This is a genomic window from Rhodococcus sp. AB351 (assembly GCF_049538275.1).
In the GTDB taxonomy this organism is placed as follows: domain Bacteria; phylum Actinomycetota; class Actinomycetes; order Mycobacteriales; family Mycobacteriaceae; genus Rhodococcus.
The window spans coordinates 107,660-120,213 of the sequence record NZ_JBMVFW010000004.1 but is presented as its reverse complement, the minus strand read 5'-3'; the positions used below and the strand labels follow the sequence as shown (position 1 = coordinate 120,213).

Annotated in this window: 15 protein-coding genes; 12 read left to right on the top strand and 3 right to left on the bottom strand. The window is 68.8% G+C overall.

Features of this window, described 5'->3' with window-relative positions; translation table 11 throughout:
• The first annotated feature begins 98 nt into the window (after nucleotides 1-98).
• The 4 genes from ACPCXD_RS11070 (at nucleotide 99) to ACPCXD_RS11055 (ending at nucleotide 3,155) form a co-directional block, all read left to right on the top strand.
• Nucleotides 99-761: a hypothetical protein gene (locus ACPCXD_RS11070; RefSeq protein ID WP_160876664.1), complete on the top strand. Its 663-nt coding sequence runs from the start codon at nucleotides 99-101 to the stop codon at nucleotides 759-761.
• Nucleotides 762-835: 74 nt separating this feature from the next.
• Entirely contained in the window at nucleotides 836-1,762 is a 927-nt protein-coding gene (gene pheA / locus ACPCXD_RS11065; protein ID WP_016691825.1) for a prephenate dehydratase, read from the top strand.
• A 2-nt stretch (nucleotides 1,763-1,764) separates the two neighbouring features.
• Nucleotides 1,765-2,427, top strand: a complete 663-nt coding sequence (locus ACPCXD_RS11060) for a histidine phosphatase family protein (RefSeq protein ID WP_229566762.1) — start codon at nucleotides 1,765-1,767, stop codon at nucleotides 2,425-2,427.
• A 92-nt stretch (nucleotides 2,428-2,519) separates the two neighbouring features.
• Nucleotides 2,520-3,155 (top strand): TetR/AcrR family transcriptional regulator, encoded by a 636-nt coding sequence (locus tag ACPCXD_RS11055; protein ID WP_006553412.1) that lies wholly within the window; start codon nucleotides 2,520-2,522, stop codon nucleotides 3,153-3,155.
• Nucleotides 3,156-3,181: 26 nt separating this feature from the next.
• On the opposite strand, the gene ACPCXD_RS11050 is transcribed toward ACPCXD_RS11055, so the two are convergent.
• Nucleotides 3,182-3,757, bottom strand: a complete 576-nt coding sequence (locus ACPCXD_RS11050; RefSeq protein ID WP_016691827.1) for a dihydrofolate reductase family protein — start codon at nucleotides 3,755-3,757, stop codon at nucleotides 3,182-3,184.
• A gap of 70 nt (nucleotides 3,758-3,827) precedes the next feature.
• On the opposite strand from ACPCXD_RS11050, the gene ACPCXD_RS11045 reads away from it, so the two are divergent.
• Nucleotides 3,828-4,403 carry a TetR/AcrR family transcriptional regulator gene (locus ACPCXD_RS11045; protein WP_423659554.1) on the top strand — a complete coding sequence of 192 codons (576 nt, stop codon included), beginning with the start codon at nucleotides 3,828-3,830 and terminating at the stop codon, nucleotides 4,401-4,403.
• A 61-nt stretch (nucleotides 4,404-4,464) separates the two neighbouring features.
• Here the strand turns inward: ACPCXD_RS11045 and ACPCXD_RS11040 are convergent, their stop codons facing one another.
• The gene (locus tag ACPCXD_RS11040) at nucleotides 4,465-5,244 is read right to left on the bottom strand and encodes an enoyl-CoA hydratase (RefSeq protein ID WP_423659552.1); all 780 of its coding nucleotides are present in this window, start codon (nucleotides 5,242-5,244) and stop codon (nucleotides 4,465-4,467) included.
• 10 nt (nucleotides 5,245-5,254) lie between these two features.
• The gene (locus tag ACPCXD_RS11035) at nucleotides 5,255-6,232 is read right to left on the bottom strand and encodes a zinc-binding dehydrogenase (protein WP_160876632.1); all 978 of its coding nucleotides are present in this window, start codon (nucleotides 6,230-6,232) and stop codon (nucleotides 5,255-5,257) included.
• 172 nt (nucleotides 6,233-6,404) lie between these two features.
• Here ACPCXD_RS11035 and ACPCXD_RS11030 point away from each other — a divergent pair, with 172 nt between their 5' ends.
• From ACPCXD_RS11030 to ACPCXD_RS11000, 7 genes are read left to right on the top strand one after another with little or no spacing between them, the layout of a single operon-like run.
• Complete coding sequence (locus tag ACPCXD_RS11030) at nucleotides 6,405-7,598, top strand: acetyl-CoA C-acyltransferase (protein ID WP_160876634.1); 1,194 nt, start codon at nucleotides 6,405-6,407, stop codon at nucleotides 7,596-7,598.
• A gap of 55 nt (nucleotides 7,599-7,653) precedes the next feature.
• The gene (locus tag ACPCXD_RS11025) at nucleotides 7,654-8,415 is read left to right on the top strand and encodes a 3-hydroxyacyl-CoA dehydrogenase (protein ID WP_120281047.1); all 762 of its coding nucleotides are present in this window, start codon (nucleotides 7,654-7,656) and stop codon (nucleotides 8,413-8,415) included.
• Nucleotides 8,416-8,446: 31 nt separating this feature from the next.
• Entirely contained in the window at nucleotides 8,447-9,100 is a 654-nt protein-coding gene (locus tag ACPCXD_RS11020) for a TetR/AcrR family transcriptional regulator (RefSeq protein ID WP_229566769.1), read from the top strand.
• Between the two features lie 38 nt (nucleotides 9,101-9,138).
• A complete protein-coding gene (locus ACPCXD_RS11015) occupies nucleotides 9,139-10,122 on the top strand; it encodes an NAD(P)H-dependent flavin oxidoreductase (RefSeq protein WP_277370716.1) in 984 nt (327 codons plus the stop codon).
• 8 nt (nucleotides 10,123-10,130) lie between these two features.
• Nucleotides 10,131-11,288, top strand: coding sequence for an acyl-CoA dehydrogenase family protein (locus tag ACPCXD_RS11010; protein ID WP_229566770.1), 1,158 nt, complete (start codon nucleotides 10,131-10,133; stop codon nucleotides 11,286-11,288).
• 23 nt (nucleotides 11,289-11,311) lie between these two features.
• The gene (locus ACPCXD_RS11005; RefSeq protein ID WP_160876640.1) at nucleotides 11,312-12,070 is read left to right on the top strand and encodes an SDR family NAD(P)-dependent oxidoreductase; all 759 of its coding nucleotides are present in this window, start codon (nucleotides 11,312-11,314) and stop codon (nucleotides 12,068-12,070) included.
• Between the two features lie 49 nt (nucleotides 12,071-12,119).
• Complete coding sequence (locus tag ACPCXD_RS11000) at nucleotides 12,120-12,518, top strand: NUDIX hydrolase (protein WP_170318549.1); 399 nt, start codon at nucleotides 12,120-12,122, stop codon at nucleotides 12,516-12,518.
• The last annotated feature ends 36 nt before the right edge of the window (nucleotides 12,519-12,554 follow it).

The window sequence follows — 12,554 nt, the reverse complement described above, 5'->3', positions numbered from 1 at the left end:
CTTCTCGATGTAGGTGAGGCAAACCTAAGTGATTGTGATCGCGGTCGCAAGTGGTCCGTCGGTAGCCTGGATCGGTGCCGATCCCACTTCCCCTCGGAATGCCGCCGTCCCGCGACGAGCCCCGCGGACTGCTCGACGCGCTGCTCACGCACCGGCACGACAGCCTCACCGACGCCCTCGCCGCGACCGGCCGCATGCTCGCCCCGCCCGTCGTCCCGGCCGCTGCCGTCACCGGATCGCCGACCCGCGAGCTCGTCGTCGAACTCGACGCCTCGGCCGAACTGCCCTCGCCCGCCGGGTGGCGTCCGGTCCGGTACCAGGTCGACTGCGCGGCCGAGGAGCTCGAGGACGTCCTCGCGATCACCGCGCCGGCACCCCTGGTGGTCTATCCGCACGTGCCCGACGCCGCGCTCGCCGACGCCGCTCGCGCGCTCACCGAGGCCGGTCACATCCCCGGCCTGACCGCAGGTCGCGGTGCCGACGCCGTCGCCGACTTCCTCTCCGTCCTCGCGCACGCCGACACCGGATACGCCGCCCGCGCGACCGGCACCGACGACGTCGTCGCGCTGCTCGCCGCCACCGTCGCGGCGCTGAGCGGTTTCGACGTCCGGGACGCCCTCGCGACTCCCGACGTGACCCGCCTCCGGCGGCTCGTGCCTGAGGCCGCTGCGGCGGTGCGGGAGATCCTGCTGGTCGTCGAGGTCGACGACACCGACACCGTCGTCCGGGAACTCGGGGCGCTCGACCTCACCACCGACTGACACGCGTCCGCCGCTCGGATGCGGTTCACGCAGAGTCCGCCTTCCGGTCACGACCGATGCGTAACCTCGTACACGTGCCACGTATCGCCTATTTCGGACCGTCGGGAACGTTCACCGAGATGGCCCTCGACCGCTTCGAGAGCCTCGGTGCGCTCGACGTGCTCGGCGACGGGTCAGCCGACGTCGAGCGCGTCTCGGCCGCCAGCCCGCCCGCTGCCCTGCAACTCCTGCGCGACGGGAAGGTCGACGGTGCCGTCGTCCCCATCGAGAGCTCCGTCGAGGGTTCGGTGCCGCCCACCATGGACGCACTGGCTCTCGGGCCGCGCCTGCAGATCGTGTCGGAGGTCGAACTCGACATCGCGTTCACGGTGGTCACCCGCGAAGGGATCACCCGCGATCGGGTCCGCACAATCGGCGCCTATCCGGTGGCGGCGGCGCAGGTGCGGCGCTGGATCGAGGACCACCTGCCCGACGCCGAGGTCGTGACCGCGGCCTCCAATGCGGGAGCCGCCGAGGACGTCGCGTCCGGCAAGGTCGACGCGGCGGTGTCCACGGCGCTCGCCGGGGAGCGGCTCGGCCTGTCCGTCCTCGCCGACAAGGTCGCCGACTTCGAGGGCGCCCGCACCCGCTTCGTGCTCATCACGCAGCCGCGGCCGGTACCGAAGCGCACCGGTGTCGACCGCACCTCGGTGGTGCTTCAGCTCCCCAACGAGCCCGGCTCGCTGGTGCGTGCCATCACCGAGTTCTCCACGCGCGGAATCGATTTGTCGCGCATCGAGTCCCGGCCGACACGCAGGGAATACGGCACCTACTTCTTCCACTTGGACTGTGTGGGTCACATCGACGACGCGCTGGTCGCCGAGGCGCTGCAGGGACTGCACCGCTTCGCGCAGGTGCGCTTCCTCGGATCGTGGCCCGCTGTGTCCGAACACGGTGTCCCACCCGTGTCGGACGACGAGGATGCGCGGTGGCTCGACCGGCTGCGGCGCGGAGAGGACTGACGGTGAGCGGCAGATTGATCCTGGCCCGGCACGGCCAGACGGTGGCGAACGTCGCCCGGAGGCTCGACACGAAACTCCCCGGGGCGGAGCTCACCGAGCTCGGTGTCGAACAGGCCCGCACGCTCGGGAAGAACCTCGTCGAGCGGACGCCGTCGCTGCTCGTCGCATCGCAGGCACTCCGCGCTCAGCAGACGGCCGAGCACGCGGCACCGGCAGTGTCGCTCGAGGCGGTCGTCCGCGAGGGCGTGCACGAAGTGCAGGTCGGCGAACTCGAGGACCGCAGCGACGAGGAGTCGCACAAGTTGTTCATGAAGGTCTACGAGGAATGGCACAACGGCGACCTGCGGGCCCGGGTCCCGGGCGGTGAGTCGGCGCTCGACGTGCTCGACCGGTATCTGCCCGTCCTCGACTCGCTGCGCAGCGACTATCTCGATACCGGTTCGGGCGACGTTGTGGTCGTCAGTCACGGTGCCGCCATCCGCCTCGTCGCCGCCTATCTCGGGAAGGTGCCGTCCGGCTTCGCCATCACCAACCACCTGGCCAACACCGAGACGGTCGAACTGGTGCCGGTGGCCGGCGGTGGCTGGGAGTGTGTGCGCTGGGGAACCTTCCTCGCGCCCTTCCATGACACGGCGCGCGGTGGTGCCGACGACCCGATGGGGTGATACCGCCCACCTTCCGATCCTTCGAGCGCAAAACATACGGGTATCCTCGGGGCGTCCGTATGAAGTAGCGATCGGTAGGTAGGTGCGGTTTCATGGGTGCTTCGAGCGACGGGGCCGACACCCTCACCAACGGTGAGGCGATCCCGGACTGGCGCATCCTCGAGCCGATGCAGCTCAGTCCCATCCTCACCGCCGCCCTCGACGCGTTCTACGAGACCGGCTTCCACGGCACCTCGGTGCGGGAGATCGCGCGCCGCGTCGGCGTCACCGTCCCGGCGCTCTACTACCACCACGAGAACAAGGAAGGGCTGCTCATCGCCCTTCTCGAGCTCTCGACCAGCGACGTGCTCTCCCGAGCCCACGCCGCCGCCGAGGACGCCGACGGCGACCCGGTGCGCAGGCTGTCGAACGTCATCGAGGCGATCGTGCTGCGCATGACCCTGCGGGCCCGCCTCGCCGCGCTCGAGGGTGAGGCCCGCTACCTGAGCCCCGAGAACCGCCAGCGCTACCGCGCGGTGCGCAAGGGCGTCGAGCAGCTGGTGCGCCAGATCGTCGAGGAGGGCGTCGCCGCGGGCGTGTTCGACGTGGACGATCCCGCCGAGACCACGCGTGCCCTGCTCGGCATGTGCCAGTCGATCCCGCGCTGGTACCACGCGGAGGGCACGCTCAGCCCCGAGGCCGTCGCGCAGAAGTACGTCGGCATCGCCCTCAAGACCGTCGGGGTCTGACGGCCGGATTCGGTGTCGATCGAAGTTCAGCGGCGGTCGAACCAGGTGACCTGCGTGCCGTTGCTGAACTCCTCGCGCGCGGTGACGTCGAATCGCGTGGGGACGAAGTTGCCCGACAGTGCCGGGATGCCGTCGCCCGCGATCACCGGATAGCTCTTGAAGATCAGCCGGTCGATCTCGTCGACCAGCTGCCCTGCGATGTTGCCGCCACCGCAGAGCCAGATGTCGAGCCCCTCTTCCGCCTTCAGCTTTCGGACCAGCTCGACCGGGTCGGTGTCGACGATCCGGACCTGCGGATCGTCGACCGGCGCGAGAGTGCGGGACACGACGTACTGCTGCATGTGGCTGTACGGGCTCGTGAGTCCCAGCGAGAGACCGGGTTCGTAGGCACCGCGCCCCATGATCACCGTGTCCCATTCCTTGTTCGGCGTGTCGACCGGCATACCGATCTGTTCGCGGAGCGCCGTGGGAACGGCTTCGGGATATCTCGCGCTCATCGCCGCGGTCATGTCGTCGCAGATCGGATAGAAGTCGTACTCCCCGTTCGGGCCGGCGATGTAGCCGTCGAGGGTCACTGCCACGTAGTAGACGAGCTTTCGCATCTTCGACCACCATTCGTAGTACTATGATTGAAGTGGTTTGAACGTAGTACTACACATGGAGTGGTGTCAAGTGGTTCGCACGAATCCGGAACGGCGACAGGCCTTGTTGGATGCCTCGATCGAGGTGCTGGCGCGCGACGGTGCGCGAGGGCTGACCTTCCGCGCGGTGGACAAGGAGGCCGGGGTCCCGACGGGGACGGCGTCGAACTATTTCGCCAACCGCGACGACCTGCTCGTCCAGGTGGGGCACCGCTACTACGAGCGGATCCTGCCCGCCGACGAGGTCATGGCACAGTCGCAGGCGCCGCAGACCCGCGAATCCATGATCGAACTGATGACGGAGGTCGTCGACCGGCTCATCCGGTTCCGCGCCGGCTATCTCGCGCTCCTCGAACTACGCCTCGAAGCCACCCGGCGACCCGAACTGCAGGCCCTGCTCACCGAGCGGGTGCGCGCCGACCTGGATTTCAACATCGCCAACTACCGGCACTCCGGCCTGCCGGGGGGCGAGGATGCCGTCGTGCTGCTCTATCTCGCGTTGAACTGGCTGGTGCTCGACCGGCTCACCCTCCCCGGGATCGTCGACGAGGACCGTGTCGCCGAACTGGTGCGGGCGGCCGTCGAACGCGTGATCCCCGACGCCTGAAACGACTTCGGTGGATCCGACCCCGCTCAGCGGGGCCGGATCCACCGACATCGTCGACGGCTCAGCGACGGAAGTTCGCGGTGCGCTTCTCCTGGAAGGCCGTCACACCCTCGGTGAAGTCGGCGCTGCCGAGCAGGACGAGCTGCCCTTCGCGCTCGCGGGCGAAGGCGTGGTCGAGTTCGGTGAGCGTCGCGTCGTTGATCGCGTTCTTCGTCGAGGCGAAGGCGGTCGACGGGCCGTCGGCGAGTCGCTGCACGAGAGTCTCCACGGCACCGTCGAAGTCGTCGTCCGCGTAGACGTCCGCGATGAGACCGGAAGCCAGGGCCTCACCGACCGGAAGTCGCTCGGCCAGCAGGGCCATCTTCAGCGCCCGTGCACGACCGATCGACGCGGCGACGAGCGCGGACGCACCGCCGTCCGGCATCAGACCGACCCGGGTGAAGGCCAGCAGGAAGTATCCCGACTCCTTCGCGACGGTGAGATCGCATGCGAGAGCGAGCGATACGCCGACGCCCGCGGCCGCGCCGTTGACCGCTCCGACGACCGGCCGGGGGAACGCCCGGATCGCGGCCACCGCGCGGTTGGCGGCGTCGATCGTGTCGGCGGAGGGCGGTGCGCTCAGGTCACGTCCGGAGAGGTCGGCGCCCGAACAGAACGCGCGACCGACGCCGGTGAGCACCGCGACCCGCACGGAGGCGTCGTCGGCGTACTTCTCGAAGGCGTCGGCGATCGCGTCGAGCGTCTCGGTCTTCACGGCGTTCATCCGCGTGGGACGGTTCAGGGTGACGCGCAGGACGCCGTCGTCGACGGTCGCGTCGACACCGGGCAGGTCGTCGGTCATGGCTGTTCTCCTAGGGTCGGGACGTCAGGTCGAGTGCGACCTTGCCGGTCGCAGAACGGTTCTCGAGCGAACGCAGTGCCGCCGGAGCCTCGTCGAGGGGATGGAGGGTGGGCTCGGGGACGGCGAGCGTCCCGTCGCGCAGCAGCGGTTCGAGCGCGGCCCACTGCCGCGCCGGGTAGCCGGGGTCGGTGCGGAGGTACTCGCCCCACCCGGCGCCGACGACCGAGATGTTCTTGAGCAGAAGGCGATTGACCTTCACGGTGGGGATGCTGCCGCCGGTGAACCCGAGGACGACTGCACGCCCGCCCGGAGCGAGGCTGCGCAGGCTGTCGGTGAAGCGGTCGCCGCCCACGGGATCGAGCACGATGTCCACCCCGCGCCCCCCGGTCAGTTCGAGGACACGGTCCTTGAACCCCTCGGCGAGGACGGTGTGGGTCGCGCGGTTGGCCTTGGCCACCGCGGCCTTCTCCTCGGTGCTCACCACCGCGATCGTCTCGAGTCCGAGCGCTGCCGCGACCTGCAGTGACGCCACTCCGAGACCGCCCGCCGCACCGTGGACGAGGACGGTCTCGCCGGCTCGGTACCGGGCGCGCTCGTCGAGCGCGAAGTGTGCGGTGAAGTAGTTCATGAGCATCCCGGCGCCCGCGGTCAGGGACACGCTGTCGGGCAGCGGGAAGACCAGTTCGCGCGGCAGTGCGACGGTCTGCTGCCACGATCCGTCGATGGACAGCACGGCGACGCGCTGTCCGGCGGTGAGGACGCTGCCCTCGGGTGCGCTGCGGACGATGCCTGCTCCTTCGGCGCCGAGTACGCACGGCAGCGGCCGGACCATCTGGTAGCCGCCGGTCGTCTGCAGCAGGTCGGGAAAGGACACGCCGGCGGCGTGCAGGTCGACGAGGACGAGCGAATCGCCCGCCTCGGGTTCGGGGATGTCGGTAATGCGGACGGCGTCGGGGCCGGCGTGTTCGGTCAATTGCGCTGCGCGCACGGGCGTCTCCTCGACTCGGGTCGTGATCCATCACTATCAGAGTCGCTTAGCGTGCGCTAGCTCTCAGAGACCATTGACCGAGCGTTAAGTCCGTGGTAGAGCTTTTAGCGATCGATAAGTACGCCGCTGGGAACGTCTCCGGCCCGCACGCTGCACTTTCGAAAGGATCGTCATGACCAACGCTGTCATCGTCGACGTCGTCCGTACCGCTGTCGGTAAGGGCAAGCCGGGTGGCGCCCTGTCCGGCACCCACCCCGTCGAACTCCTCGCTCACGTCCTGCGCTCGCTCGTCGAGCGCAACGGCATCGACCCCGCGCAGGTCGACGACGTGATCGGCGGCTGCGTCGCCCAGGTCGGCGAGCAGTCCCTCAACATCTCGCGCACCGCGCTCCTCGCCGCCGGCTTCCCCGAGTCGGTGCCCGCGACCACCATCGACCGCCAGTGCGGGTCGAGCCAGCAGGCCGCGCACTTCGCCGCGCAGGGCGTCATCGCCGGTGCCTACGACCTGGTCATCGCGTGTGGTGTCGAGTCGATGAGCCGCATCCCGATGGGCACCGCCACCCTCGGCAAGGACACCCACGGCCCGAGCGTGCGTGCCCGCTACCCCGAGGGCCTGGTCAACCAGGGCATCTCCGCCGAGCTCATCGCCGCGAAGTGGAAGCTCGACCGCGACGCCCTCGACGCCTACTCCGCGCAGTCGCACCAGCGTGCCGCTGCCGCCTACGAGGCCGGATACTTCGACAAGGAGATCGTCCCGATCACCGTCGAGAACGCCGCGGGCGAACAGGTGCAGCACACCGTCGACGAGACGCTGCGCGCCTCCACCACCGCCGAGGGTCTCGCCGGCCTCAAGCCCTCCTTCTACACCGAGGAGTACGCGGCCCGCTTCCCCGAGGCGCAGTGGGTCATCACCCCCGGCAACTCGTCGCCGCTCACCGACGGCGCGTCGGCCGCGCTCATCATGAGCGAGGAGATGGCGAACAAGCTGGGCCTGACCCCGCGCGCCCGCTTCCACTCGTTCTCCGTCGCCGGCGACGACCCGGTCTTCATGCTCACCGCCCCGATCCCGGCCACGCAGAAGGTGCTTGCCCGCGCGGGTCTGGGCATCGACGACATCGACGCCTACGAGGTCAACGAGGCGTTCGCGCCCGTGCCGCTCGCCTGGGCCCACGAACTCGGTGCCGACCCGGCCAAGCTCAACCCGTGGGGTGGCGCGATCGCGCTCGGCCATGCGCTCGGGTCGTCGGGTACCCGCCTGCTGTCGACCCTCGTCAACCACCTCGAGGCCACCGGCGGTCGCTACGGCCTGCAGACCATGTGCGAGGGCGCGGGCATGGCCAACGCCACGATCATCGAACGTCTCTGACGTCGACGACGTACCGAAAAGCTCTGAACCACAACCACTCTCGAAAGGGTAATCAATGATCGTCAACGACAGCGTCGCCGTCGTCACCGGTGGTGCCTCCGGCCTCGGTCTCGCCACCGTCAAGGCCCTGCTGAACGACGGCGCGCAGATCGTCATCATCGATCTGCCGTCGTCCAACGGTGAGACCATCGCCAAGGAGCTCGGCGACCGCGTCCGCTTCGTCGCCGCCGACGTCACCGACGAGGCCGCCGTCACCGAGGCCCTCGACGTGGCCGAGTCGCTCGGACCCGTGCGTGTCGCGGTGAACTGCGCCGGCATCGGCAATGCGATCAAGACCGTCAGCAAGAAGGGTGCCTTCCCGCTCGACGCGTTCAAGAAGGTCGTCGACGTCAACCTGTTCGGCACGTTCAACGTCATCCGTCTCGCCGCCGAGCGCATCGCCAAGACCGAGCCGGTCGACGGCGAGCGCGGCGTCATCATCAACACCGCCTCCGTCGCCGCCTTCGACGGCCAGATCGGACAGGCCGCCTACTCGGCGTCCAAGGGTGGTGTCGTCGGCATGACCCTGCCGATCGCCCGCGACCTCGCGTCGCTGCTCATCCGCGTCGTCACCATCGCGCCGGGCCTGTTCAAGACCCCGTTGCTCGGCTCGCTGCCGGAGGAGGCCCAGGCTTCGCTCGGCGCACAGGTGCCGCACCCGGCCCGCCTCGGCGATCCGTCCGAGTACGGTGCCCTCGCCGCGCACATCGTCTCGAACCCGATGCTCAACGGCGAGGTCATCCGCCTCGACGGCGCGATCCGCATGGCTCCGCGCTGACCCGAGCACCGACTGTGAGAGGAGGGGGTCGATGACCCCGGCATACGAGGCCGAGGAATCCGACACGCCCCACGCGGACGTGCAGTCCGCGGACTGGCGTGAGTTCCAGCCTCTGGGGCTCGACCCCATCCTCGAACACGCCCTGGAAGCGTTCAGCGAGAACGGCTTCCACGGCACCACCGTCCGCGACCTGGCCCGCCGGGTCGGCGTGACGGTGCCCGCTCTGTACTACCACTACGAGAACAAGGAAGCCGTTCTCGTCACGCTGCTCGACGCCGCCGTCCTCGACCTCATCGACCGTGTCTCGGCCGCGGTCGCGGACGGCGGCGACGACCCGGTCGCCCGCTTCGTCAACGCCGTCGAGGCGATCGTGCTGAACATGACCCACCGCGCACAGCGTTCGGGCCTGGATTCCGAAGTGCGCCACATCTCCCCGGAGAACCGCCGGACCTACGCCGCGACCCGCAAGCGTCTCGAGCTGATGATGCTCGACCTGGTGCGCGAGGGCGTCGCCCAGAAGGTGTTCGACGTCGACGACGTCGAGGAGGCCGTGCGCGCCCTCCTCGGGATGTTCCAGTCCATCGTCCGCTGGTACCAGCTCGGCGGACCCCTCACTCCCGCTCAGGTCGCGCAGCGGTACATCGTGATCGCACTGCGGGTCGTGGGTCACCACCCGGCCGCCTGAGAGTCTTTCGACCCACCTCCACGCAAGGAGTCCATGCCGTGCTGACCACCGCCTTCACCGAAACCTTCGGCGTCCGCCATCCCATCGTGCAGGGAGGGATGCAGTGGGTCGGCCGTGCCGAACTCGTCGCAGCGGTCGCCAATGCCGGCGCGCTCGGCATGATCACCGCCCTGACGCAGCCGAGCCCCGAGGATCTCGCGAAGGAGATCGAGCGCACCCGCGAGCTCACCGACCAGCCGTTCGGCGTCAACCTGACGATCCTGCCGGCGATCACCCCGCCGCCCTACGAGGAGTACCGCCAGGTCATCATCGACTCCGGTGTGAAGATCGTCGAAACGGCCGGGTCGAATCCCGCGCCGCACCTGCCCGACTTCCACGCTGCCGGAATCAAGGTGCTGCACAAGTGCACCAGCGTCCGGCACGCCGTCAAGGCGCAGGACATCGGTGTCGACGGCATCAGTATCGACGGTTTCGAATGCGCCGGGCATCCCGGTGAGGACGACGTCCCCGGCCTCGTGCTCATCGCCGCCGCGGCCGAGAAGATCACCATCCCGATGATCGCCTCCGGCGGATTCGGTGACGGCCGTGGTCTCGTCGCCGCGCTGGCGCTCGGCGCCGACGGCATCAACATGGGCACCCGCTTCATGTGCACCGAGGAATCGCCGATCCACCGCAACATCAAGGAAGCCATCGTCGCGGCGAACGAGACCGACACCGAACTGATCTTCCGTCCGCTGCGCAACACCGCCCGCGTCGCGAGCAACACCGTCAGCCGCGAGGTCGTCGAGATCCTCGACCGCGGAGGGCAGTTCGAGGACGTGCGCGAACTCGTCGCCGGTGCCCGCGGCCGCCTCGTCTACGAGAACGGTGATCCCGAGGCCGGCATCTGGACCGTCGGTACCGTCCAGGGAATCATCCACGACATCCCCACCGCGGGGGAATTGGTCGAGCGCATCGTCGCCGACGCCGAGAGTCTCATCGCGGAGCGCCTGAGCGGCATGATGTCGCGCGTGAACGCCTAGGAGAAGCCATGAAACGCACCCATTTCGACGACGACCACGAGGCGTACCGGGAGACCGTGCGCGAATTCCTCGCCCGCGAGATCGAACCGAACTACGAGCGGTGGGAGGAGGAGCGCCTCGTCGACCGCTCGGCGTGGATCGCCGCGGGCAAGGCCGGCATCGTCGGCCTCGGGGTGCCCGAACAGTTCGGCGGTTCGGGCGTGACCGACTACCGCTTCCGGCACATCGTGCAGGAGGAGATCGCGCGCACCGGCACGACCTCCTTCGGCGCCGGACTCGCACTGCAGGACGACATCGCGATCCCGTACATCCTCCACCTCGGCACAGAGGAGCAGAAGGCCCGCTGGCTGCCGGCGCTGGCCACCGGTGAACGCATCGGCGCGATCGCCATGACCGAACCCGGTGCCGGATCCGACCTGCAGGGCGTGAAGACCACCGCCGTGCGCGACGGTGACGAGTGGGTGATCAACGGGCAGAAGACGTTCATCACCAACGGAATCCACTCCGATCTCGTCATCGTGGTGTGCCGCACCGACCCGAGCGCGGGGTCGAAGGGTTTCTCGCTCATCGTCGTCGAGCGCGACACCCCCGGGTTCAGCAGGGGCCGCAAGCTCCACAAGGTCGGTCTCGCCGCGCAGGACACCGCCGAACTCGTCTTCGAGGACGCCCGCGTCCCGGCGGAGAACCTGCTCGGTACCGACGGTCGCGGTTTCGTGCACCTGATGGAGAACCTGCCCCTCGAACGCATCGGCATCGCCGTCAGCGCGATCACCTCGGCGCGGGCCGCCTACGAGTGGACCGTGCAGTACGTCTTCGAGCGCAAGGCGTTCGGCAAGCCCATCGGCGACCTGCAGAACACCCGCTTCGCGCTTGCCGAGATGCTCACCGAGATCGAGATCACCGAATCGCACGTCGACCGGTGCGTACTCGCCCTCAACGCGGGGGAGCTCACGCCGGTGGATGCGTCGAAGGCCAAGTGGTGGGCGACCGAACTGCAGAAGCGCGTCGTCGACCGCTGCGTGCAGCTGCACGGCGGGTACGGCTACATGATGGAGTACCCGATCGGGCGCGCCTACGTCGATGCCCGCATCCAGACGATCTACGGTGGCACCACGGAGATCATGAAGGAGATCATCGGCCGCGACATCGCTGTCGGGTACGCGTAATCGTTTCAGGGAAGAGGGATTCGATGTTCGACCTCACAGGCAAGCGCGCTCTCGTCACGGGTGGTTCCGCGGGGATCGGTCTCGGTATGGCCCGGGGCCTCGCCCGTGCCGGCGCCGACGTCACCCTGTGGAGCCGGAGCGAGGACAAGCTCGCGAAGGCCGCGGCGGACATCGGGCGATTCGCCGGCCGCGTGGCCACGCGCTCGGTCGACGTCTCCGACGAACAGGCCGTGGCCGACGGTGTCGCGGCACTCGTCGACGACTTCGGTGGGCTCGACATCGTGGTGGTCAACGCGGGCTTCGGGTCGTCGCTGCAGAAGTTCCACGAGTCGACGACCGAGCGGTACCGCGCGGCCATGGCCACGAACGTCGACGGCGCGTACTTCACGATGCGGGAGACCTCGCGCGTGCTCGTCGAGCAGGGCACCGGAGGGTCGATGATCGTCACGTCGAGCCTCGGTGCGCTGCAGGGGGCCGCACGCAACCAGCCGTACGCGGCGAGCAAGGCCGCGGTGCTCGCGCTCGCGAACGGCTGTGCGGTCGAGTTCGCGCGTCACCGGATCCGGGTCAACAGCGTGCTGCCGGGCTGGATCGCCACCGACATGACCGGTCCGCTGCAGGAGTCCGACGTCTTCAACTCGAACGTCATCGGCCGCGTGCCGCTCGGCCGGTGGGGCACCCCGGAGGATTTCGAAGGCATCGCCGTCTACCTCGCGAGCGATGCATCGTCCTTCCAGACCGGCAGCACGACGCTCATCGACGGTGGCTACAGCATGTTCTGACCGGTCCTAGGATGGTCCGGTGAACCAGCACCCCGCGATTCGTGACCGTGTGATCAGAGTGAGCGCCGTCGTTCTCCGCAACGCCGCCGGTGAGGTGCTCACCGTGCGGAAGCGGAACACGTCGCGGTTCATGCTGCCCGGAGGCAAGCCGGATCCGGGGGAGACCCCGGCCGAGACCGCCGTGCGCGAGTGCGCCGAGGAACTGGGCGCCGAACTGGATCTGTCGTCGTTGCGTCTCGTCGGGGTCTTCGACGCCGAGGCCGCCAACGAGCCCGGTTACCGGCTCGAAGGAACCGTCTACGAACACCCGCTCGTGGAGGTCGCCGGTGCCGCCGCGGAGATCGCGGAGACGCGCTGGCTCGACCCGGCGGCCCTACCGCTGCCCGACGATCTCGCGCCGCTGCTCGAGCACCACGTCCTTCCCGCTCTCGCGTCGGCCTCCCGATAATCCTGTTTCCACAGAGGTATTGCGCAGTTCTCACCC